Genomic DNA, 24,448 nt, shown 5'->3' with positions numbered 1-24,448 from the left:
CGTACTATTCAGAAATGAATATGCGGTATTTTTTTATTCAAATTTAATGAAAAAGGAAGTAGGTTATGAATTTAAGAGAGTTTTTAGAGAAATATATATTTGTAGGCAATGAAGATGAAGAGGAGGGAGAAGATGATAGTAGTCGAAGGGAAGATAAAAGGAAAGGCTAGACCAAGAGTGTTTAATGGACATGCTATGACTCCTAAAGATACAGTTAACTATGAGAATTGGGTAAGGATTAATTACAGGGAGCAAGATGGAAAATACTTAGATGGACCAATTAAAGCTATAATAACGGCCTATTACCCAATAATGAGTAGTTATTCTAAAAAGAGAATAAAGGCAATAAAGGAAGGATTAGAATATCCAACTAAAAAGCCAGATGGAGATAATATTGCAAAGATAATTTTAGATAGTTTGAATGGAATAGCATTTAAAGATGATAGCCAAATTGTAGAGCTCACTATACTTAAGAGATATACAGAAGAACTGGAGAGAGTTGAGTTTGAACTGGAGGAGATGAGACTTGAATAAAGAACTATTTAGAAAGACAGAAGGTAAGCTCTATAGTTATTTTAGAGAGAAAAAAGAAATTAATGATATTAGAGTTAGAATAGAACAGTTAGAAAAGCAAATTGAATCCATAGAATATGATATTAAAAATACTAATATTAAAATAGACTATCATCAACCAGGGATGGGGATTAATGAGAGAGTACAAACAAGTACTAATAGTGCAAGCTATGCAGAAAGCGAAATAATTAGGGCTATAGAGAAACTAGAAGAGGAAAGAGCTATTAAGATAAGAAATCTATTTAAGCTTAAAGCTAAGCTTAGAGATACAGAAAGTTTTATAACTCATATGGAGCAGAATTTAAAAGACTTAAGTCAAGAAAATAAAAAGTTTATAGAACTTAAATATAGAGATAAAATGAAGGTTAATATTATAGCTGAAAGATTAAACATAGCCATAGCTACAGCTTATAGAATGAGAGATGACTTAGTGGAAGATATAGCAAAGCATGAAGGGAGTTTTCTATATTGAAATTTTGAGAAAAAAGTGAGAAAATAATGAGAATATATATAGGATTACAGATGTTATAATTGTATTGTAAAAGAAAGTTGAATTCCCCATAAACCCCAATATAATATAAAGGCACTTATAGAAATATAGGTGTCTTTTATTGTTATATTTTAGTAAGTGTTGTAAAATATTGAGGGGAGGAGATTTCATGAAGAGAATGCTTTTAGTTTACAATCCTGACTATGAAGATTTATGTAGATTTAAAAATGAATTTGAAAAGTTTGAAACTGATATTTCATTGTTAAGAGGAACAATTTTTCAATGGTTAAAAAATAAGAATGATGAAGAAATTAAAGATATAGAAATAAAATTATTAGTTGAAATTGAAGAAATCAATAAAATAGGATTAACCACAGCAATATTGCCATTATTAACATTTTCATTAGGAATGTTTGGGAAAATGTATGAGAGTATTGGATTGATATATGTATTTACTGGATTGGTATCAATAGAAAGTATAGTATTAGGATTTGGAATGTCAAGAGCTTTAAAATATCATAAATATTATATATTCTTAAGTAAAATGATTGATAGGTATAATAATGGTAGATAAAGAAATTATAAGTATAAAGGTGGTTTTAGTATGACTGGTGATAGACCGGACCTATGGTAATAATAATTTCAAAGCTTAGGTGGTGAAAGTATTGATAGATAGACCTGAACCATGGCAATAAGGTTTTAATTTATACACAACATATTGTGTATCATGTGGACAAATATACTATATATTGAAAGTGAGGCAGGATTATGGCTGATAAACCAGATCCATGGGGTAATGATTAATAACTAAGGAACTCTAGTAATTTAGGGTTCTTTTTATTTTATAGAAAGTGAGGTGGCATTATGGCTAAAGTACAATCATTAATAAATAAAATAACCAAGGCATTAAAAGCAAAAGGCTGGATGCCACTGATAAATCATGAACAATTTTATGGCGATGATGGACAGCCTATTACTAAATATATAGTTCACTATGGAAAGCCTAGAGGAAAAGAAAATGATGTTGTAGATATAGTATATAGTAAAGTAGACTTGCTAAAGGTACTCATAGAAATACTTAGGGCAGGTGATAGTAATGGATAGAATGACACCTAAGCAAAAGGCATTTGTAGATTACTATATAGAACTAGGGAATGCTACAGAGGCCTATATAAGAGCAGGATATAATAAGAAAGGTGCTAGAGCTAATTCATCAAGACTGATAGCAAATGATAGCATAAAACAATATATAGATGAACGACTAAAAGAAATAGAGGATAAACGTATAGCAAAAGGAGAAGAGGTTCTTCAATATCTCACAAGGGTAATGAGAGGAGAAGAAAAGGAGCAATTCGGATTAGATGCTTCATTGCAAGATAGAACAAAGGCAGCTGAATTGTTAGGTAAGAGATACAGGTTATTTACTGAGAATATTAAGGTTGAAGGAAATCAACAAGTTCAGATAGTAGATGATATAGATGATTAAAGTTAAATTAAAAAGTATAATTGCTTCAAGTTTCTATGAAGTGCATAAGGATATTAAAAAAGGACTTCACACTCACTACTGGTTTAAAGGTGGTAGAGGTAGTACGAAGTCCTCTTTTATTTCACTTGAAATTGTCTTAGGTATAATGAAGGATGCACAACAAGGAATTATGTCTAATGCATTAGTACTAAGACGAGTAAAGGATACTCTATCAGAATCAGTAAGAGACCAGATTAAATGGGCAATAGATACATTAGGTGTAAGTGATGAATGGCATGTACCTGAAGCAAAACTAACAATAACCTATAAGCCTACTGGACAAGTAATAAGATTTAAAGGTGCTGATAATCCTAAGAAGGTTAAGTCTACTAAAGTACCTAAGGGATACATTAAGTATCTTTGGTATGAAGAGGTGGACGAGTTTGAAAGTAAGAATAAAATAGATACAATTAATCAATCTATTTTAAGGTGTGGACCTAAATTCTGTGTATTCTACTCATTTAACCCTCCTGAAAGTCAAAGAAACTGGTGTAACCAGGAAGTAGTAGAGAAGAGAAAAGATAAATATATACATCATAGTGATTATAGGTCCGTACCTAAAGAATGGCTAGGTGAACAATTCTTAATTGAAGCAGAGCATATGAAGAAAGTCAATCCAACTAAGTATGAGCATGATTACCTAGGAGCAGTTACTGGAACTGGTGGAGAGGTATTTAGAAACTTAACTATAAGAGAAATATCAGATGAAGAAATTAGAAATTTTGATAAATTAAAGTTTGGATTTGATGATGGTTATGCAGCTGATCCGTTAGCCCTTGTTAAAATGCATTATGATAAGACGAGAAAAAGATTATATATATTTGATGAAATATTTCAAGTACAGTTAGGAAACAGTAAGGCTGCAGAACTTATTAAAAAGAAGAATCCTTTAAATAAAAGAGTTGTAGCTGATAATGCAGCACCAAGAACTATAGCAGAGTTAAAAAAATTAGGAATCAATATGATAGCATGTAAGAAAGGACCAGACTCAGTAGAGCATGGTCTTAAATTTTTGTCTGAAGAAATAGAAGAAATAATAATAGATCCAGTAAGATGCCCTAATGCAAAAAGAGAATTTGTAGGGTATGAGATAGAGAAAGATAAAGAGGGGAATTTAAAAGGAGAGTATCCAGATAAAAACAACCATACTATTGATGCTGCTAGATATGGTATGGAAGATGAAATGAATGATAGAAGACTGAAAGTTAAGAGTAAAGCAAAGATAGGATTAAGGTAGGTGAAATAATAATGGCAATTTTAAAAGACAGAGATTTATTAAATGAAGATGGAAGTATTCCAGATGATTTGCTAGTAAAGTGTATATCTAACCATAGGGCAATGCTGGACAGATATAGTCTATTGAATAAATATTATGATGGAGAACACAAGATACTGGAAAGATCATTATCAAGTGACTTATTGCCTAATAACAAAATAGTAGCAAATCACGCTGAATATATTACTGATATGGCTACTGGATATGTATTTGGTACACCAATAACTTATAGTGGTGATGGTGCTGATGAACTAAATGATATCTTCACTGAGATAGATGAAGATAGTCATAATAATGAATTAGCACAAGATATGAGTATTATGGGTATAGGATATGAATTGTTATTTATGAATGATGATGAAGTACCTTATCCAGAATTAGCAGTATGCAGCCCTTTAAATAGTTTCTTAGTGTGTGATACAACAGTAAAACAAAAGCCTATGTTTGCGGTAACTTACTTTGAAAAGAGAGATATTGATGATCAGTTAAAAGGTTATGATATCAATATTTATACTGAAGATAAGATATATCATTATTTTACACAAGATATAAAGAGTAAGGTATTTGAATTAAAGGATGAAGAAGAACATTATTTTAATGAAATACCTCTTATAGAGTATAGAAATAATAAAAAGCTCAGAGGTGACTTTGAAGGAGTTATTACTCTAATAGATGCCTATAACCTTTTACAATCTGATAGGATAAATGATAAGGAACAGGTTGTTGATGCATTACTTGCAGTTATAGGTGCTTCATTAGGTGATGATGAAGAGGAAAAGGTTAAGACGGGAAGATTACTTAAAGAACTAAAGATTATAGAGCTTGATGAAGGTGGAGATGCCAAGTGGTTAGTTAAAAATCTTAATGAAACTGAAATAGAAGTACTTAAGAAATCACTTAAAGATGATATACATGAGTTTTCAAAAGTTCCATGTCTTACTGATGAAAACTTTGTAGGTAATGCTTCAGGTATAGCTATGAAGTACAAGCTACTAGGCTTTGAACAATTAGGAAAAACAAAAGAAAGATACTTTAAACAAGGCCTAAGGCAAAGATTAAAGCTTATGTCTAATATAGAGAATATACGAGCTAAGAATATTGATTCTAGCAATATAGATATTTCTATGAAGAGAAGTCTTCCGGTAGATGATGAACTTATGGCTAATATAGCACAAGAAACAGAAGGCTTTATTAGTTGGGAAACTAGAGTAAAAAGATTTGATGGTGAAATAGATATCGAAGAGGAAAGAAAGCGTCTTGATGAAGAAAATAAAAAGAAAGTAGAGCAGCAACAAGAGGCCTTTGGTAGTTATGACTTTAAAAATACTAATCCAGAAGATGGTGAGGTAGATGAAGAAGAGAAGTAATGCTTATTGGAAAAAAAGATCTAACTTAAGAATGGAAAGCTATCATAAGTCTAGTGATGAAACTATTCATAAAATAAATAATGCTTATGATAAGGCTCTCGAGGATATTAATAAAGACATTAATAAGATATTTTTTAAGTTTCAGAGCGATAGTGGATTAAGCATAGGAGAAACAAAGGGATTACTTAATAGTAAAATACCTAATAAAGAGTTAGAGAGCATTAGGGCGAGAATACACGGAATACAAGATAAAGAATTGAAAAGGTATATGATGGCCCAATTAAATGCAAATGCTTATAAAGCTAGAATAACAAGATTAGAAGCATTAAAAGAGAGTATTTATATTAATACTAAATTAGCAGCAGATGCAGAAATAAATAAAAGTACTAAATTATATACAGATAATATAGAGAAAGCCTATTACACAAACCTATTCGATATTCAGAAAGGATTAGGTGTAGGCTTTAATGTTGCTCAAATGCCATTAGGAACAATACAAGAGATACTTAAGAATAAGTGGAGTGGGAAACACTATAGTAAGCGTATATGGAATAATACAGATGTATTAGCAGAGAAATTAGAAGAAGTAATAACAAGTGGTTTAATGAGTGGTAAAAGCTCCAGAAGAATGGCACAAGAGTTACAAGACATGACTGATTACGAGAAATTTGCTTGTGAGAGAATTATAAGAACAGAGACCACTTATATAACAAATGCAGCAGAAGTTGAAAGCTATAAAGAATGTGGGATAGATAAAGTAATATTTATTGCTACATTAGATTTAAGAACATCTAGTATATGTAGAAGTATGGACGGTAAGATTATAAAAGTAGATAAGTTAAGAACAGGAAGTAATTTACCTCCATTACATCCATACTGTAGAAGTACAACAAGAGCATACTTTAAGAATATGGAAAGACTACAAAGAAGAGCAAGGGACCCAGAGACAGGTAAAACCTATACAGTACCTGGAGATATGAAGTATCAAGAATGGTATGATAAGTTTGTAATTGATAAGTATGGAAAAGATAAAACAGAAGTATTTGAGAAGATAATTAAGAATAAGGCATCTGATAGAAAACAATACAGTAAGTATAAAGAAATACTTGGTAAAGATGCTCCTAAATCATTTACAGATTTCAGAGAACTGAAGTATAATGGTAGTAATGAATGGAATTCTTTAAAGATCAATTATATAGATACGAAAAGATATAATAAAATAATTGAAGAAGCTGGTAATTTAAATATAAAAGGAACTCCAATTAAAAATATAGATAGAATTGATTTAAAAGAATATAAATTTGATTACAATCATATTAATAATGAAAGACAGCACAGTGTTACTAAGGAAATGACTCAGGATTTTATAAATAGTTCTAAAGCAGCATACAGTAGATGGAATGGTCAAGTGGTTGTTTATGTATCAGAAGATGGTTGCAGTGTTGTTAATTTGAAAGATAAAATTGTAAGTACATCATATAAAAGTGACGAGTATGATGATAAATTTAAAAAGCTAATGGAGGTGTTAAAGGATGGTTAAGTGTCCTATCCTTAATAAGGATATAGATATAGGGGAATGTGTACTGATAGTTGATATATCAGAAGGTTGTACAAAGGATACTTTGTTACCAGGTAATGTAGTTAAGGTAAAAGAGTGGAGAGAGATTTGTAAGGAATGCAAATACCATGATAATTAATAGGCACTTACTTATATAGATAGTAGGTGCTTTTATTTTACCTATTTTTGTTATATTATTGTATTAGTAAGGAAGATAGGGGGATAAGCATGATTGTAGATAAGAAACAATATAAAGAGCTTATAAAAGCTGATGGTGGGTCATTGGGATTTGAGTTTACTGAAGTAGTTAAAATTAAAGATGGACCAGATTTGAAAAAAGAACAAACTTGCAATTTTTATATATACCCTAACGGTATATATTTTAATTTTACACTTGGTAATAAGGTATATTTTTCATTAGAAAATTTAAGGCAAGTAAAATGTGATGGTGTAACATTGGAAATATATATACGTAATGAAGAAATGATAAAAATAGAAATAGATAAAGAAAAGAAACTTAGTCAAGCTTATAATGTATTAAGAAAGAAGTTAGGATTATCACCTCAAAAATTAGATGGTGAAAAAATGAAGGAATTAGAGAATAAACGTAAAGAAGAAGAAAAGGAATTAGAGAAAGCTAGAAAAAAAGAAGAACGAGAGATGAGAAGAGAAGAACGCAGAAGAAGAATAATGGCTTCAAATCCGGAATTTGCTAATAGGCTTCAACCAACTACTAGAAGTTCACATGATAATGTAGCTCATTGCCCTAAATGTGGAAGCACATCAATTACAGCTAATAAAAAAGGATTTAGCTTAGCAAAAGGTGCTTTAGGTGTAGCAACTGTAGGAGCATATGGAGCTATAGCTGCAGGGCATGGGAAGAATAAAATTATTGTAACCTGTTTAAAGTGTGGGCACCAATGGAAACCAGGTAAAAAATAAAATATATAAATTTTAAGCACTTACTTATGTAGGTGCTTTTATCATGTTTAGAATTAAGTCTTGGGAAACTAAGGCTTTTTATTATGCCCTTAGCAAGGCTCTAAAAGGCTAGAATAAAATAATTGAACGCTATGGGCTTAATTGAATGTAGTGGGCAAGGAGGTAATTATGAATACAAAATTATTAATAAACTTAGGATTATGCAGATTTGAACCTATGTTAGCTCCGGATACTGGAGTTGATGGGGGAACTACCGAAACTGGTGAAACTGGAACAGATAATACTGGAACAGAAGAAACCAAGGGAGGTAAAGAAGATAAGAATTTTGATGATGTTCTTAAAGATAAGAAATATCAATCTGAATTTGATAAACGAGTTGCTAAAGCTCTTGAAACTGCAAAATCTAAGTGGGAAACAGATAAGGCTACTGAATTAGAAAATGCAAAGACAGAAGCAGAGAAACTAGCTAAGATGAATACTGAACAAAAGGCAAAGTATGCGGAAGAAAAAAGAATAGCAGAACTAGAAAAGAGAGAAAAAGATATAACTACTAGAGAACTTAAAGCACAAGCTTATGAGACACTAGCAGAGAAGGGGCTACCTAAGGAGTTAGTAGAGATACTTAATTATTCAGATGCTGAAACTTGTAATGCAAGCATTGAAGCAGTAGAAAAAGCTTTTCAATCTGCAGTAGAGAAAGCTGTAAATGAAAAGTTAAGAGGTAAAGATACTCCTAAGCTTGGAGGAAAAAATACAAGTGATAACACACTAACAGGTGCACTTGCAGAATTTTATAAAGGTTAAAAAGAGAGGATGATGTAAAAGTGGCAATAACATTAGCACAAGCAAAAGTAGGAATGGCAAATAAAGTAGACCAACAAGTTATAGACGAATTTAGAAGAGGATCTATCCTTATGGATAAATTAATATTTGATGATACAGTATCACCAGGAACTGGAGGAAGTACACTTGTTTACGGATATACTCAATTAAAGACTCCAGCAACAGCAGGATTCAGAGATATCAACACAGAGTACACTCCACAGGTTGCAGATAGACAAACAAAGTCAGTAGAGCTTAAGGTATTCGGTGGAACATTTGATATTGATAGAGTAATAGCAGATACTTCTGGTGCGGTAAATGAAGTTGACTTTCAACTTAAGGAGAAGGTAAAAGCTACAATCAATTTATTCCACAATGCAGTAATCAATGGAGATAAATCTGTTAAGGGATTTGATGGATTAGATAAAATGTTAGTAGGTTCATCTACAGAGATCAATACAGAGTCAGTTATAGATTTATCAAGTGCTTCGGCGTTGGATACAAATTATAAGTTGCTATTAGATCTATTAGATGAATTTTTAGCTGAAATGGATGGAATACCAGATGCATTAATGGGTAATGGAAAGTTAATTACACGTATTAAACAAGCAGCTAGAAGAGCAGGGTATTTAGAAAAGGGCGTTGATGGATTTGGTAGAAGTGTTGATTCATACAATGGTATTCCTCTTGTGGATTTACAGTATTTCCATGATGGTTCTGCTACAAAACCTACGGTTCCGATAGTTGCAAGAACAGTAGGTACGAGTGCAACAGGACTAACTGACCTATACGGAGCTAGATTTGCTTTAGATGGACTTCATGCAGCATCTCCAACTGGTGGTAAACTAATAAAAACATGGCTACCAGACTTTAAAACAGCTGGAGCAGTTAAAAAAGGTGAAGTTGAAATGGTTGCAGCAACAGTTCTTAAAAAGACTAGAGCAGCAGGAGTTCTTCGTAACATAAAAGTACAGTAAGGGGTGAATGTAAATGTATGAAGTAAAATTTAAAGATGATAATAACTACACTGGTGAATATGGACCAGTTATGTTTGTTGAAGGCGTGGCTAAAGTTAAAGATAATTGGATTGCTACCTGGTTTGAAGGAAGAGGTTTTATAGTAAGTAAAATTGATAATACAGATATAGATTTAAGTGATTTAACTATTGAACAGTTAAAAGAAGTAGCAATAGAAAAGGGAATTGAAATACCTTCAAAAGCTAAAAAGGATGAAATAATTACAATGATAGAGGATGCTGAATAGTGTCCTCTTTTTAGGTGGTGTTAATGTGACACAGTTAGAAAAGTTGAAGGTAAGATTACCAGATGCAGATAATAATCTACTTACACAACTGCTTGAAGATGCTGAGGCTGATATATTGGACTACACTAATAGAAATGTCTTATTACCTAAAATGGAAGGATTACAAAGAGAGTTATCTATAATCTATTACAACAGGCTAGGCTCTGAAGGTGAAGCTTCCAGAAGTGAAGGTGGTATATCTGTTAGCTATGAAATGCCTGAAGGTATTAAGAATAGACTTAAAGCTTTTAGAAGACTTAAGGCGGTGAGTATGATTGAGAGTAAAGAATAAGAAAACTTATTATCTTAAGAAAAAAACTATCATTGAGGATAATGAGGGCGGTAAATATCCAGGGTATTCTGAACCAATAGAAATAAAAGCAAATATATCTCCTGCAAATGGAAAGCTACAAGCTGAAATCTACGGAGAAAGACTTAATTATATTCTAAATATGCTTTATGATGGACCCTATAAAGTAATAGTAAAAGATAATATAACTTTATATGTAGTTAATGACATAGAGCTATGTGAAGGATATGGTATATGTGTTTATGTATCTAAAGAAAGTGAACCAGATTATAAGATTATAAGTATAAAGCCATACTCACATCTAGTGATAGAACTGGAGAAGATACTATGAGTATAAATGGAGTAGATTCTTTAATGAAGAAGCTTAATGCTCTTGGTGGAAATGCTAATAAGGTGCTGGAAACAAGTATCGCAAAGCAGACTAAGTTAGTTCAAGGCGAAGCTAAAGACTTATGCCCAGTAGATAGTGGAGATTTACAACAACGTATATATACAGATGTTAAATCACAACAAAGCAAAGTTATAGGAAAAGTCTTTACTAATGTTGAATATGCAGCTTATGTTGAATTTGGAACAGGAAAAAAGGGAGAGGAATCTGGTGGAGATAAATATCCTGGACCATTAAGTTATAAGGAAGATAAATGGTTAGTTAATATTCCAGACGTAGGTCCAAGATGGATTGAAGGTCAACCAGCTCAACCGTTTATGTATCCGGCATTAAAGAACAATGAAGAACTTGTAAAAAAGAATATAGCAAGTGATTTAGAGAAGAAGATAAGGGAGGTGGCAGGTAAATGATAAATGTTAAGGATCAAGTATATTCAGCTATTAAAGATATATCTTCTAATGTAAGTGACAGTTATCCCGCGGATTGGGCAACGTTCCCAGCTATACAATATACAGAAGAAGATAATAAAGTAGCTGAATGGGTAGATGGGGAAGAGTCAAAATCATATCTAAGATATAGAGTTGATATATGGCACAATAGAAGCACATCAAGTTCAGCACTAGAGGTAGATAAGAAATTATCAAAGCTAGGGTTACAACGTACATTTTGCCAAGATGTTTCAGATACCAGCGGATTAAAACACAAGGTTATGAGGTATGAAGGTATTATAGATACCTCAACAGAGTTTGTATATCAAGATTAAGAGAGGATGATGTTAAATGTTAGCAAATGGAATTACATTAAGTTATAAATCTACAGGAAGTACTTTTATAAAATTAAAAGGATTAAAAGAAGTTCCTGAAATGGGTAATGATCCGGAGAAGGTAGAAAATACAACCTTAGAGGATACAACAAAACAATATGAGTTTGGAATAGGAGATTATGGAGATCTAGCGTATAAATTTAAATATGCTAATGATGCAGTAGACAGTCCATACAGAGTACTAAGAGCATTAGCAGATGAAAAGAAAGTTATTGATTTTGAACAAGCTTATCCAGATGGAACTAAGTTTGTATTTAAAGCTCAATGCAGTGTAAAACTTGGCGGCGGTGGAGTTAATGGAGCAATTGACTTTACTCTATCATTAGCATTACAAAGTGATATTACAGTAACGGACCCAACAGTAACACCGTAGTTCATGAGGGCATACTTAAGTGTATGTCCTTTATTATTTTAAGAGAAGTAAGGAGAGATTTATATGTCATTATATAAAGTATTAACAGTAGGAGAAAAAGAATATAAATTAAAATTAACAACTAATTCAACTATACTTATAGAGGATAAACTGGGTGGAAATATATTAGACCCAATAATGGAAATGAGCGCAACAGCACCAGTAGATGGCAAAGGTAATATTAACATGAAGAAGATGAATAAAATACCTTTACCATCCTTGAAGTATCTTGTAACAGTTCTTTGGGGTTCACTTCAAAAATATCAACATGGTATGACATTTGATAAGGTTTGTGACCTAGTAGATGAGTATATTGAAAATGGAAAGTCGCAAATGGATTTATTTAGTGAAGTAATGGAGCTATTAACTGAGGGTGGAGTATTAGGAAATCCAGAGGAAAAGGTAGAAAATTTAAAGTAGGGGAAGAGGGTGAAAGTACCACTTCCCCATTTCTAAAGAAAGCACCTGGGACATACACAGAGTTTATTGAAAAGTACTTACTTGATGACGCTTTAGATTGTGGAATAAGTGTAAGTGATTTTTACGATATGACAATTGAAGAAATAACCAAAGTAAGAGATTCTTTTCTAAGAAAAAGGGAGATAAGAAGAAAAGATACAGCTGATATGGTTTATAGGCTTTCTACATTAATTACCAATGGTACGGCATGCATAATAAGTAAGGATAATCAGCCAATTCAATTCTTAGATATGTTTGCAGACTTATTTGAAGAAGAAAGTAAGATTAATGAAGAAAATAAAATAAAGGTACAAATGGAAATAAATAAGCAACACATGAAAGAGTTTGCACAAAGAGTAAACTCACTGAAAACAGAGATTGGAGGTGAGAATAATTGACATTAGAAGAATTACAAGTAGTTATTAGTGCTAATGCTAAACAGTTTAATAATCAAGTAGCCCAAGTTCAAACAAAAGTTGATAGTATGGCCAGTAGAGTCAATAATAGTGTTAATGGAATGAGTGGTACATTTGATAAACTTGGTAAGGTGTTAGCTAGTGTTTTTGCGATTGCTTCAATAGCTAGATTTACTAAATCATGTTTGGAGTTAGGATCTAATCTTACAGAAGTTCAAAACGTTGTTGATGTTACTTTTGGGTCAATGAATACTAAAGTAAATGAATTTGCTAAAAATGCTATGAGGACAGTGGGACTATCCGAAACTATGGCTAAACAGTATATGGGTAACTTCGGAGCTATGTCTAAATCAATGGGGTTTGCGGTAGATCAAGCGGAGGAAATGGCTGAAACCCTTACTAATCTTTCTGGTGATGTAGCTTCCTTTTATAATATAAGTCAAAATGAAGCCTATACAAAGTTAAAGAGTGTATTTACTGGTGAGACTGAAAGTTTAAAAGAACTTGGTGTTGTAATGACACAAGAGAATCTTAATCAATATGCTTTAGCTAACGGATATGGGAAAACTACAGAGGCTATGAATCAACAAGAAAAAGTTGCATTGAGGCTTGCGTATGTTACACAAACATTGAGTGCAGCTAATGGCGATTTTGCTAGAACAAGTGGAAGTTGGGCCAATCAAGTTAGATTGTTAAGCCTACAATATCAATCATTAAAGGCAAGCATAGGTCAAGGTTTGATTGCAGTACTAACACCAGTTATTAATGTTATAAATACTATTATGGCTAAATTAGTGCAAATGGCGAATACATTCAATTCAGTTCTTAGTGCAATAGGATTTAATATAAGTGGTGGTTCTGGAGGTTCTGGTGGAGCAGGAGCAATTGATTTTGGAGGAGCTACAGGAGGAATTGATGATGCCACTGGTGCTATGAATAATTTAGGTGGTGCTACTGATAAAGTAGGTAAAAAAGCTGATAAAGCAAAGAAACAGTTAGAAGCATTAATGGGCATTGATGAAATTAATAAATTAAAGTCCAATGATGATTCAGATGGGGGTTCTGGCGGAGGAGCTGGTGGTGGTGCAGGAGGAGTAGGTACAATAAGTAGCCCTGCAATTGACACATCAGCAACAGAAGATTCTCTTACAGCTTTAAATGATAAAGTTAATAAAATCTTATCTGAATTGTTAAGTCCACTTAAAAAGGCATGGGATAATTATGGAGATTGGTTTTTATCTAAATGGGATTATTTTAAGCAAGCATTTGGATATAGTTGTGATGTATTAAAAAGTTTCTTAGTATCTGTATGGAACCATGGAGGAAAAGAGTTTGTACAACACATGGCTGAAATAGGAATAGTAGTAGGTGGTGTAGCTCTACAAATTGGAGGAGATATACTTGTAGCATTAGGTAACTTGTGGAACCATCTTAATCCGGATAATAATCCTTATACTAGAAAGTTTATAGATGCTATGAATAGCCTAGCAATAGCAGCAAGGGATTTTATTATAAGTGCTGGTAATTGGTTTGGTAAGTTCTTAGAATTAGGAGGCCAGGCGTTTATTAATGTTATAGGTGATATAGTTATGCTAGTTGGAACTATATTAGCTGAGATTATGAGAGATGCAATTAATTTTATAACTGCATTTATGAATAGTTGGGCTGGTAGTGTAATTATTGGTACCGTGGCCTTAACATTAAATATAGTAGCAGGAGCAATTAAGGCAGTACTAATAGTTATAGAACAATGTCGTTATGTATTAGAGGCTTTTCTAATATTATGGGGAGCATGGAAGTTTAAACATGTGATAGAAGGAGCTATGCTTGGTACAAATGCTTTAGGTAAATTCCTAGAAAAAATAATAATGCTAAGCGCAAGCATAATTACTAATATAGCTGATTTTGGTAGGTGGATTCAAGGAGGATTAATTAAAGCAATATCAGCATGTGGAAAATTAGGTAATGCAATATTAATAAATGGGACTGCTAAAATAATTACACTTAGTAGTAAAATAAGAACAAGCACTGGAGAATTTATTAGGTGGGGCAAAAATATATTACTTCATCCAGTAAAGAGCATGAAAGATTTAGGGGTATGGATTACAAAGTCAGTTTTAGCATTAAAAGAGCAAACTGTTAAATTAGTTCAAAGTACAGCTAAATGGATTGCAGATACAGCAGGTAAAGTTACGAATACAATAGCAACAAAAGCTCATACTATGGCTACTAGTGGAGCAACAGCAGCTCAATTAGCTTTTAATTTAGCTGTGGATGCATGCCCTATATTATTACTTGTAAGCCTCATTGCTGGATTAATTATAGTAGTAAAAAAAATAGGTGATAAATTTGGTTGGTGGAAGGCTATTATGGAGGCAATAAGTCCAGTAATAGATTGGGTTAAAGAAAAATTAGGTTGGTTGTGGGATAAAATAGCAGGTTTCTTTGGTTGGGATACAGAACCAGAAGTTAAAGAAAATATAGAAGAAGTTGGAACTGTGGCAGAAGAAACTGCTAAAACTACAGATGATGCCTTTGGAACTGCTACATCTAATGTAAATAGATACTTGGATAGTATTCATTTTAATGCTACTAGACTTGCAGAAGAAGTTGATGAAGCTACTAAAACAGCTACTGAAAAGTTTGGTATGTTATCTCAAAGTGCTCAAGAGTATTTAGATGCTATAGTTAATCACGATCAAGAAAAACTCAATGAAATGGGAGAAAACCAATCAGTTTATAACGAAGAAGTTAAAGCTATGTATGCAGATTTAACTGAAGCAGAAAAGAATGAGTTCATGAAACAGTATGGTATTCTTAAAGGAATAAATGAAGACATGCTTAGTTATGAGGGTTTAACCTATGATGAAAGAGTTTCTAGACATGCAGCTTATTTAGCTACTATAGAATCAGATGAAAGTTTATCTTATCAAGAAAAGAAAGCTAAATTAGATCAAGCCAATGCAGATTTCCAAGCTAGTATTGATAGTGAGGTAGCAAAATATCAAGAGAGTATTGCATCAAAACAAGCTGCACTTGATGAACTGTTATCTACCCATGGAAATACTACAACTCAAGGAAGAATCTATGAGGATCAGCTAAGAGAAGCAATTGATGCAGATAGGGCACATATAGATGAAATAACTAAAACTAGTTATGATAATCAAGTTACTACTGTAGAAGGTGCTACAGATGCCATGGCACAGGCTAATCAAGATAGTGCTACAGCACAAGAAGAAGCCTATAAAAATGTAGCCACTACAGCAGAAGAATCTATGACTTCAGTAAATAAGAGTATAGATGGAGCTAAGAAGAATATACAATCATTTTCTAATGAGGTATCTTCATTAGCGAATAAATTAAAGAGTTCATTTAATGGTGTAGGGGCTAAGATATCTAGTGAGTTTACCAATGCTAGCAATATTATAAACATTACGCTTAATAGAATAAGGGCTGTAGTAGGGAATACAACATCAAGTATAAGGAAATCAATAGCTAGTGCATTTTCTAATATATCATCAATTATTTATAGTAATATGAACCAATGTTGTAATATTATTAGAGCATCATTTTCTAATATGTCTAGTACAGTTAGAAGTTCATTAAATGCTATATCACATACTACAGCCAGTATGCTTAATACTATGATATCTATATACAGATCTGCTTCTACCAACATTGCTAATATTACAAGTAACCTAGTTATATTAATGTCAAAAGGGTTTCAAAGTATAAAGGTTTCATCAAATAGTATATTTTTAAATATAAAAAATAATATAACTAACAATATGAATGAGGCGTATAGGAATGTAGCTAATTCTATTAGTAAAATTAAGGCTTTATTTAATAACTTTAATGCAACGCTTAGAGTTAAAGTTCCTCATTTCTATATGTATGGTGATTTTAATTTAGGGACTAAAGAAGTTCCTAAAGTTGGAGTTAATTATTTTGCTAAAGGTGGAGTAGTTGATAGAGCAACATTAGGAATATTTGGAGAAGACGGGAAAGAAGCTATAATGCCTTTAGAAAACAATACCGCATGGATAACAGATTTAGCACAGAAGGTATCGGATAGAATGCCACAAAGTGATAGTAATAATGGATTTGGTGATGGAGATTTAATTCTTCAGATAGATGGATCAGTAATTGGTAAGGTAGCACTAAAACAACTTAGAAAGATGCAAAGACAAGGAAACTTAACACTAATACCAACATAGAAGGAGTGGTAATATGCTTAAGATTAATGGAGTGGCTATTGCTGCTCCTAGTGCTTATGAAGTGACAATTCAAGACTTAGACGGAGAAAGTAACAGAGTTGCAGCAGGGTATATGGTTAGAGATAGGATAGCAGTAAAAAGAAAAATTAATTTAGAATGGCCACCATTAAGCCAGGGGAAAATATCAACACTACTAAATGCAGTAAGTAGTGTTTTTTTTACGGTTACTTTTCCGGATCCACAACAAGGGATGATAACAAGGACAATGTATGTAGGAGATAGAACTGCTCCAGCGTATCAATATAAAAATGGAGAAGCAAAGTGGAGTGGACTTAAAATGAACTTTATTGAAAAATAGAAAGGATGATTTAAATGTTAAAAACAAATAAAAGTATTACACTAACAGGATATAGCATTATAGAAGATAAACAAGTAGCATACATGAATGCAACTATAAGTACTAATGGAGGAAATGTTGGGAGTGTAACAAGGAGCATACAAAACCAAGAATTGTATAATGCTAATAAAGTTGAAGTAAGAGCCGATATGGATGCATTTGATAAGCAACTCTATGCAATAGAAGATGAATTAGTAGGAGGTACTGTAAATGAAGCTTAGTAATGAAAGAATAGTAAATGATGCAGCAGTTTTAGGAGCAATATCCCAAAAGAATTTACCTATAAAAGTTTCTTATGCTATAGCTAAAAATATAGCAAAGATTGAAGCGGAGATTAAAGTCTACAATAAAGAAAGACAAAAGCTTATAGAAAAGTATTCGGTGAAAGATGAAGAAGGAAAACCATTAATAGAAGATAATAATATAAGGATTGCACCAGAACATGTTGAAGATTGGAACGTAAATATTAAGGAACTTCTAGCAATAGAGAATGAGATTGATATCCACAAGTTCCATATAGATGAACTTATAAACTCTAAGTGTGATATGAGTCCAGCAGAGCTACTGTTAATAGATTATATGATAGAGGAGTAATCTCCATGGCTCTTACTATAGAGAAAGGAGGTTAATTATGCAGACAATAAGTACAGATTATAAATTAGAAATAAAGAAACCGAGTAGATCCTTTGAATGTAAAATAACTATAGGTAATAATATATATACCAATGATGATATAGTGGATATTATTCTAGAAACTATACAACCAGGAGAAGGGTTTAGTATTGGTAATACACCTTCACAAACTTTAGATTTAACACTACTAAATAGGGGTGATATTATTTACTCTACTAGCCATGTAAAAGTAGAAATAGGCCTTAAAATAGGAGCTACAATAGAATATATATTAATGGGGCTATTTAATATTGATGATATAGAAAAGACTGACTATACAACTAAAATAACAGCATATGATAACATGATAAAGTTTGAAACTCCATACTTTAGTAATTTGACTTATCCAGCTAATTTACAACAAGTAGTTAATGAACTTGCAACTAAAACAGGAGTACAATTTACAGGAAGCCTTCCAGCTTATACAGTTAAAAAGTTGGAGGGCTTTACTTGTAGAGAAATACTTGGATATGTATCTTCTTTATGTGGGGGCAATGCTCTTATAACTAGAGCTGGAAAGTTTACTATAGTTACAACTAAGGATATAGATTACTCTATTACTCCAGATAACTATATTGATTATAAAAGAGAAGAAGTTAAATACAAGATAGGTAAAGTTAGTTGTAAAGTTGTAGATAAGGAATTAAATAAAGGGTCCTTAGGTATAGATTCTATGGAAGTTAAGTTTGAAAATCCATGGGTAACGGATAGTATTCTTAATGATATTTATACTAAGCTAAATGGGTTTGAGTACTTAGGTTATACAATGAAATGGCAAGGTGATATCTCTTTAGATGTAGGAGATATAGTTACTTGTACAGATATTAAAGGAGCAGTAAGGAAAATACCTATTCTATCTCAAAAGTTTACCTATAATGGTGGCTTAACTGCTGAAATAGGAGCCAAGGGGGAAACTAAGAATAAAAATAGTTTTAATTCTAGTGGAAGTGGCTCAAATAAGCTTGATAGAGTTGTAACTGAGCTGTTGATAGTTAATGAAGCATTAATTAATAAAGCTAACATTCAAGATTTAGAGGCTGTATCTATAAGAACACAAACTATTGAAGCTAAAACTGCAGCAATAGAAGTTGCAATTATAGATGTATCTCATGTGAGTGATTTAACTGCAATTAATGCTAATATAGAAAAGTTAATAGCTGCAGATGCAACTATGGGCCAGGCTATTATAGGGAAAGCTAACATAACAGACCTTACAGCCAGCGTAGGAAGAATAGAGATATTAGAAAGTAGTGTAGGAGATATACAAACCCTTGTAAATGGAAATCTTACATCTAACAATATTCAATCTTTAATCCTAACTAGTGATAAAGTAACTGTAGTAAATGGTTTTATAAAAAATGCCATGATTGAGAATTTAGATGTTAGTAAAATTAATGCCGGAGATATATCTGTAAATAAGTTCAGAATAAAAAGTGATAGTGGAAATCTTCTAATATTCGATAACACTATACAGATTAAGGATAGTACAAGGGTTAGAGTCCAGATAGGAAAAGATGCGAGCAATGATTATTCCATGTATGTATGGGATTCTACAGGAAAGCTAATGTTTGATGCCACAGGATTAAAAGCAGATGGTATAAAACAAAAGATAATCAGAGATGATATGGTATCTGATAATGCAAATATCCAGGGTAATAAGCTTAATATATCTAGTGTAGTAACAAGTATTAATAATGGAGCTACAACTATTAATAGTAGCAAAGTACTCTTAGATGGTACTGCACAGACTTTAAATGTAGCTTTTAATACTCTTACAACTAAGGTGGATAGTGCTCCTCCGAGTATAACTACAGATAGTTCTACAACCAAGTTAGAAGGTGCTATAGATGGAATGTTGAAGATTAATAGTATTAGTGGACGGACATTACAGAATATTTTACCTAAAGTAATATTCCTGGATGCTATTAAAACCTATAGTACAACAAGTACTGTTAATGTTGGATTAATAAGTGAAGCACCTGAAGTGTTTAATGTTAAACCAAATACAGAGTATACTTTAATTTTTAAAGCTAATTATACAAACCTTACATTAAGTTATTTTTACTTAGCCATGAATTATACAAATACTTCTGATGTTAATAAAGGTGTTCATTATCAAACTTTAACTTCTACGGATAGTGGCAAAATATTTAAAATTAAATATACTACCACTTCTGATATAAAGAAGGTAGTTAGTGTGTTTTTTGGTGGTAAAGAAGGTTCTGTTGATATACAAACTGGTGGTTACTACATGATGTTGGAAGGAGATTGGACTAACAAAGAAATACCTTACTTTGAAGGTATAAGAAGTGTCTCAGAAAATGGAGAGGCTTCGGAAATTGTAAGTAAAGGCGAGAACTTATTAGATATAAATAAAATAAAAGATTCTGGTAAGACAAGATCAGATGTTGTAGGTGACACTGTAACAGTATCTTCATTTGAAGCATATGCGTGGCTAAGAAGCTCTGTAGAGTGCAAAGTAAAGCCTAATACAGATTATTATTGTGATTTTGAAATTTCAGATACAACTAACGGGTTTGTAAATATAAATACACCTTTAGGATTTTTAAAAGATTTAGGTATAAAAGGTGGGACTTTTAACTCCGGAAATAACTCTAAGATAATCATAGGTCTTTATGCAACTACAACTACTGCTAAAATTAATAATGTTACTTACTCTAATTTAAGATTAACCGAAGGAAATACGTCTAAACCTTATGAACCTTATAAGGAGCACAGACAACTTATAACATTAACTAACCCATTAAGGGGTTTACCTAATGGGGTGAGAGATACTGCTAAAGAAAATGAGGTTACTAGGAATGTAGGTAAAGGGAATTTAGCCGACGTAGACTCATGGAATTGGGAAAGATACAACGCTAGTACAAACCTAGACGAGTTCTATACAAGATACTTTTCTGTACCCATAGGCTCACCTAATGTTTTAGCTACAATATGTGATACCTTACCAGCCCTTACAGATTATTATACAGGTTCAGCATTATTAGAAGGCGTATCCACATCTAACGCATATGCAGTTACAAGAATTTCATTATCAAGGAATAAAACAGGGATAACCGACACTGATGACAGAATACAGAAGACAGTTAAATTAAAAGCGTGGCTACAAGCTAACCCAGTTACAATATATTATCAACTTGCAATACCAGTGAAAGAACCTATTAGTGTGGAGCAGTATATGAAGCAATTCAAAGATGGATATTTCTTAACTGAGGGTAGTCTAATAAATCCAACTGTAGAATTAGAGTACTCTACAAGTCTTGCAAGTGCATTGTCTACCATGAAAGAAGTTACAGAGAGCAATACTACAGCTCTAAACATTCAACAAGGAAAGATAAGTACTCTTATCTCTAACACTACAATAGTTAAAGATGGACAGAATATACAACTTAAAGATGCGTATAACTCCACAGTAGCAACAGTAGATTCTATTAGTAGTGTAATTAGTAGCCACACTAGTAGTATAAATAATTTAACAGGTCAAATAACTAGTGTAGATACCAAGACCAATGACATAAAAAGAACTTTAGATAGTACAGTAGCAACAGTTAGTAATCATACTACACAGATTAGTGGACTTAATTCCACTGTTAGCACACAAAGTAGCAGTATTAGTCAATTGCAAAATCAGATAGCATTAAAAGTTGAAGCAACAGAAGTTAATAATATAGTTAATGGCGCCGTAGAACAAATTGGTGGAAGTAATTTATTTGTTATAAAAAATGTAGGAAGATATAAAGGCTCTCATAATAATATAGGAGATACAACTAATATTGTTATTGAAAACTATACTTTTAATATAATTGGAAATCCTTCTGATTTATTAGGATGTACAATTTATAATATTAAAAATAAAATTATCATAAGTGGCGAAACAAATTTGACTACATTAACACCTTACTATGCTTTCTACAATGAGGATGGCACTAGTATACAAGGTCAAAGGAATGTAAATGTTGCGGTAGAAAACGGTAAGTTTAAATTTATATTAGAGGTACCATTAAATGCTTTTAAAATGGAAATGGGGCTTGGTCAATATCCATATGTAGCACCATATAGGCTTAGAAATATAAAAATAGAAGAGAATATCCATGAACAAATCACTACAGTATCTGACAGAGTGTCTACAATAGAAACTGACTTAACAGAAATTACTAGTAGAGTTGGAACTGTAGAACAGACTACTACAACTATAGATGGCAAAGTAACTTCTCTTAGCACAAGGATGAATACTGCAGAACAGAAAATAACAGACAGTGCAATAATTTCTACAGTAAGTAATACTTATCTATCCAAGAATGATGCACTTAATACTTATGCTACTAAAGCAAGTATGGAGCTCACAGCAAATCAATTGAAATTAGATTTTTTCTCTATAGATATAATAAATCTTTTAAGCAATTCAAGTTTTTCTAATAGAGAAACTACAGGCTGGAATATGAGTGGTATCGGATTATATACTGGTAATGCTAATTTCTTTATGCCCACAGATGGGTGGAGAGCTTTCAGCTTAACTAGCGATAGGGGACTCTTATATCAAAAAGGTATGATAGGCGAAAGATTACCTAAAAGAAATTCACAGTATACTTTTTCTCTTAGCAGCATAACAGAAAGTAATATAGAAACATTTAGGCTATATATAGATTATAAGTTAGGAGCCAGCTATGTAGCTAATCAAGTCATCAATCTTAAAACTGGCTATAATATTAACCGATATTCTGTAACCTTTACGACAAAAGATATTAATTATGATACCTTCTTATTATATATAGAGGTAAAACCTAAAGCTGGTACTACTGGATATAGAGTGTTTAGTATTGGACTACCTTGTCTATCTAAGGGTGATAATGGTTCTTATACAGCAAGGCAAAATGAAGTTATTAGTGGTTCTACAGAAATTGATGCCAATGGAGTAACTATTTACAATGGGGCAATAGACGTTAAGAATAGAGCAGGTAATTCTGTTTTAAAAGGTGATGCAAATGGAAACTTAATGGTCAGAGGTAATCTTTATGCAGATCCAGCAAACCCAATTTTACACTTGTTTGGTGGATGCTCCATTGATGCGACATATAACAATGAACAAGGTGTAGGAAGTGCAGTAAGGCTTAAATGGGATGAAAATAGCTATATTCGTATTGATAAAGGTTCTACAGATATATACCAAAATGGTATTGCTAGGTTTAGATTTTATCCTAATTACTTGGATTGTAAACCACCAACTATTTACTTTGCAGACCAATGTAAAATAGATGCTAGTTCTGGTACATTTAGATTCTACATTTCTAAAAGCGTAGATACAGGAATAAGAATATCACCAGATGGGACTATTAGTTTTATGATTGCCGGAACACCTAGACATGTATTTAACACAAATGGAACGAAAGCTGGAGGAACTATAGTTGTAGATGGAGCTACACTTGGAATGTCTCCAATAGATAGTCCAAAGGTATTATTAGAAGATGTATTATTTGATATAGATATACAAGAAGAAGGAACTACAGTATTACTAGACAGTACATTCATTAAGACTATATCTACTTATGCAGTATTCTGCAGTAATCCTAGTGTTAATATAGTTTTTAAAGATAGAACTAGCTTTTATGTACAAGGATATACCGGAAAAGTTGATTTTAGAATAATAGGATATCGTATTGGGTATGAAGAACAATATTATCAAGTAGTTGGTTAAGAGATTAGAGAAATCTAGTCTCTTTTATTATGTAAAAAGGAAGGTGTAATATGAATAAAATATTAAACTACATTAAAGTAATAGTATTGCGATAAAAATTGATTATTTTGGAATGTATTATGTGGTATAATTTAACATAAGTTATATTGTTATAAGATAATCTAGGGGGGAATTAAGAGTGAAACAATTTCTTAAAAAGCATATTCGATTAGTTATAGTGATAGTAGTATTATTTATTATTTATATGGGATATCTCACTTCCAAACAATCAGTTAACGTAGATGAAAAACTAGATAAAGCAATATCAGATTATATTCTTGATAAATTTGATGCTGGTTATAAAGAATTTGAAGCACATAAAATTTATGGTATTGAAGAAAAAGAGAATATAATTAATGTGTATATGTATTCATTATGCAGAGGATACTCATTAAGTAATAAAAAGTTTTATATGAGAGGGCAATACTCACATCCAGTATTCATGACTTTAAAGAAAAATAATGACAAGTATAGTGTTGTTGAATTTAAAGAGTCTGAGTATGGTATTAACTATGAAGAATCTATAATGAATATGTTCCCTAATGAATATGTAAAAAAAGCCTTATATGATACTGAATATTCTGCTGGATTGAGTGGAAATATAAGAAAACAAGCTAAGAGGTGGTTAAAGGAAGAAGGCAAAGATAATTTTTCTCTAGAATAAATTATATTTATATGTAAATTAAGATTTTTATATACCGTATTATTCAAATGAATATGCGGTATTTTATTATGCAAAAGGAAGGT

Annotated in this window: 26 protein-coding genes; all 26 read left to right on the top strand. The window is 32.0% G+C overall.

The features are described from left to right. Window positions 1-132: 132 nt before the first annotated feature. Window positions 133-534: a RusA family crossover junction endodeoxyribonuclease gene (locus B3Z56_RS17680; RefSeq protein WP_346879318.1), complete on the top strand. Its 402-nt coding sequence runs from the start codon at window positions 133-135 to the stop codon at window positions 532-534. Next, complete coding sequence (locus B3Z56_RS17675) at window positions 527-1,045, top strand: transcriptional regulator (RefSeq protein WP_346879317.1); 519 nt, start codon at window positions 527-529, stop codon at window positions 1,043-1,045. The genes B3Z56_RS17680 and B3Z56_RS17675 overlap by 8 nt, the downstream gene beginning before the upstream one ends. A gap of 187 nt (window positions 1,046-1,232) precedes the next feature. Continuing rightward, window positions 1,233-1,637 (top strand): hypothetical protein, encoded by a 405-nt coding sequence (locus B3Z56_RS17670; RefSeq protein ID WP_346879316.1) that lies wholly within the window; start codon window positions 1,233-1,235, stop codon window positions 1,635-1,637. A 290-nt stretch (window positions 1,638-1,927) separates the two neighbouring features. Then, window positions 1,928-2,167: a hypothetical protein gene (locus tag B3Z56_RS17665; RefSeq protein WP_035128991.1), complete on the top strand. Its 240-nt coding sequence runs from the start codon at window positions 1,928-1,930 to the stop codon at window positions 2,165-2,167. Next, complete coding sequence (locus B3Z56_RS17660; RefSeq protein WP_346879315.1) at window positions 2,160-2,549, top strand: terminase small subunit; 390 nt, start codon at window positions 2,160-2,162, stop codon at window positions 2,547-2,549. The genes B3Z56_RS17665 and B3Z56_RS17660 overlap by 8 nt, the downstream gene beginning before the upstream one ends. Continuing rightward, window positions 2,542-3,825 (top strand): PBSX family phage terminase large subunit, encoded by a 1,284-nt coding sequence (locus B3Z56_RS17655; protein WP_346879314.1) that lies wholly within the window; start codon window positions 2,542-2,544, stop codon window positions 3,823-3,825. Before B3Z56_RS17660 ends, B3Z56_RS17655 begins: the two co-directional genes overlap by 8 nt. Before the next feature lie 11 nt (window positions 3,826-3,836). Next, the gene (locus B3Z56_RS17650) at window positions 3,837-5,231 is read left to right on the top strand and encodes a phage portal protein (protein ID WP_346879313.1); all 1,395 of its coding nucleotides are present in this window, start codon (window positions 3,837-3,839) and stop codon (window positions 5,229-5,231) included. Beyond that, window positions 5,215-6,771 (top strand): minor capsid protein, encoded by a 1,557-nt coding sequence (locus tag B3Z56_RS17645; protein ID WP_346879312.1) that lies wholly within the window; start codon window positions 5,215-5,217, stop codon window positions 6,769-6,771. The genes B3Z56_RS17650 and B3Z56_RS17645 overlap by 17 nt, the downstream gene beginning before the upstream one ends. Further along, window positions 6,764-6,928, top strand: coding sequence for a hypothetical protein (locus B3Z56_RS17640; RefSeq protein ID WP_346879311.1), 165 nt, complete (start codon window positions 6,764-6,766; stop codon window positions 6,926-6,928). The genes B3Z56_RS17645 and B3Z56_RS17640 overlap by 8 nt, the downstream gene beginning before the upstream one ends. A gap of 89 nt (window positions 6,929-7,017) precedes the next feature. Beyond that, entirely contained in the window at window positions 7,018-7,731 is a 714-nt protein-coding gene (locus B3Z56_RS17635; protein ID WP_346879310.1) for a hypothetical protein, read from the top strand. Between the two features lie 168 nt (window positions 7,732-7,899). Continuing rightward, a complete protein-coding gene (locus B3Z56_RS17630; RefSeq protein WP_346879309.1) occupies window positions 7,900-8,535 on the top strand; it encodes a DUF4355 domain-containing protein in 636 nt (211 codons plus the stop codon). Window positions 8,536-8,555: 20 nt separating this feature from the next. Next, window positions 8,556-9,530, top strand: coding sequence for a major capsid protein (locus B3Z56_RS17625; RefSeq protein WP_346877123.1), 975 nt, complete (start codon window positions 8,556-8,558; stop codon window positions 9,528-9,530). Window positions 9,531-9,543: 13 nt separating this feature from the next. After that, window positions 9,544-9,816, top strand: a complete 273-nt coding sequence (locus tag B3Z56_RS17620; protein WP_346879308.1) for a Rho termination factor N-terminal domain-containing protein — start codon at window positions 9,544-9,546, stop codon at window positions 9,814-9,816. Window positions 9,817-9,841: 25 nt separating this feature from the next. Beyond that, window positions 9,842-10,147, top strand: a complete 306-nt coding sequence (locus B3Z56_RS17615) for a phage head-tail connector protein (RefSeq protein WP_346879307.1) — start codon at window positions 9,842-9,844, stop codon at window positions 10,145-10,147. Further along, window positions 10,131-10,496: a hypothetical protein gene (locus B3Z56_RS17610; protein ID WP_346879306.1), complete on the top strand. Its 366-nt coding sequence runs from the start codon at window positions 10,131-10,133 to the stop codon at window positions 10,494-10,496. Before B3Z56_RS17615 ends, B3Z56_RS17610 begins: the two co-directional genes overlap by 17 nt. Continuing rightward, the gene (locus tag B3Z56_RS17605) at window positions 10,493-10,963 is read left to right on the top strand and encodes an HK97-gp10 family putative phage morphogenesis protein (protein WP_346879305.1); all 471 of its coding nucleotides are present in this window, start codon (window positions 10,493-10,495) and stop codon (window positions 10,961-10,963) included. The genes B3Z56_RS17610 and B3Z56_RS17605 overlap by 4 nt, the downstream gene beginning before the upstream one ends. Next, complete coding sequence (locus B3Z56_RS17600) at window positions 10,960-11,316, top strand: hypothetical protein (RefSeq protein ID WP_346879304.1); 357 nt, start codon at window positions 10,960-10,962, stop codon at window positions 11,314-11,316. The genes B3Z56_RS17605 and B3Z56_RS17600 overlap by 4 nt, the downstream gene beginning before the upstream one ends. Window positions 11,317-11,332: 16 nt before the next feature. Next, window positions 11,333-11,749, top strand: coding sequence for a phage tail tube protein (locus B3Z56_RS17595; RefSeq protein WP_346879303.1), 417 nt, complete (start codon window positions 11,333-11,335; stop codon window positions 11,747-11,749). 63 nt (window positions 11,750-11,812) lie between these two features. After that, window positions 11,813-12,208, top strand: coding sequence for a DUF6096 family protein (locus B3Z56_RS17590; RefSeq protein ID WP_346879302.1), 396 nt, complete (start codon window positions 11,813-11,815; stop codon window positions 12,206-12,208). A 128-nt stretch (window positions 12,209-12,336) separates the two neighbouring features. Next, window positions 12,337-12,645, top strand: coding sequence for a hypothetical protein (locus B3Z56_RS17585; protein WP_346879301.1), 309 nt, complete (start codon window positions 12,337-12,339; stop codon window positions 12,643-12,645). Continuing rightward, window positions 12,642-16,880 (top strand): hypothetical protein, encoded by a 4,239-nt coding sequence (locus B3Z56_RS17580; protein WP_346879300.1) that lies wholly within the window; start codon window positions 12,642-12,644, stop codon window positions 16,878-16,880. Before B3Z56_RS17585 ends, B3Z56_RS17580 begins: the two co-directional genes overlap by 4 nt. Before the next feature lie 13 nt (window positions 16,881-16,893). Continuing rightward, entirely contained in the window at window positions 16,894-17,238 is a 345-nt protein-coding gene (locus B3Z56_RS17575) for a DUF6711 family protein (RefSeq protein WP_346879299.1), read from the top strand. Window positions 17,239-17,252: 14 nt separating this feature from the next. Further along, window positions 17,253-17,498, top strand: a complete 246-nt coding sequence (locus tag B3Z56_RS17570; RefSeq protein WP_346879298.1) for a hypothetical protein — start codon at window positions 17,253-17,255, stop codon at window positions 17,496-17,498. After that, window positions 17,488-17,871: a hypothetical protein gene (locus B3Z56_RS17565; protein ID WP_346879297.1), complete on the top strand. Its 384-nt coding sequence runs from the start codon at window positions 17,488-17,490 to the stop codon at window positions 17,869-17,871. Before B3Z56_RS17570 ends, B3Z56_RS17565 begins: the two co-directional genes overlap by 11 nt. Window positions 17,872-17,908: 37 nt before the next feature. Further along, window positions 17,909-23,662: a hypothetical protein gene (locus B3Z56_RS17560; protein ID WP_346879296.1), complete on the top strand. Its 5,754-nt coding sequence runs from the start codon at window positions 17,909-17,911 to the stop codon at window positions 23,660-23,662. A 178-nt stretch (window positions 23,663-23,840) separates the two neighbouring features. Then, window positions 23,841-24,365: a hypothetical protein gene (locus B3Z56_RS17555; RefSeq protein WP_346848483.1), complete on the top strand. Its 525-nt coding sequence runs from the start codon at window positions 23,841-23,843 to the stop codon at window positions 24,363-24,365. Window positions 24,366-24,448: the final 83 nt, after the last annotated feature.

This window comes from Clostridium sp. UBA7791, from assembly GCF_002480755.1.
GTDB lineage: Bacteria > Bacillota > Clostridia > Clostridiales > Clostridiaceae > Clostridium_J > Clostridium_J sulfidigenes.
This window is presented reverse-complemented; position numbering and strand designations above follow the sequence as displayed.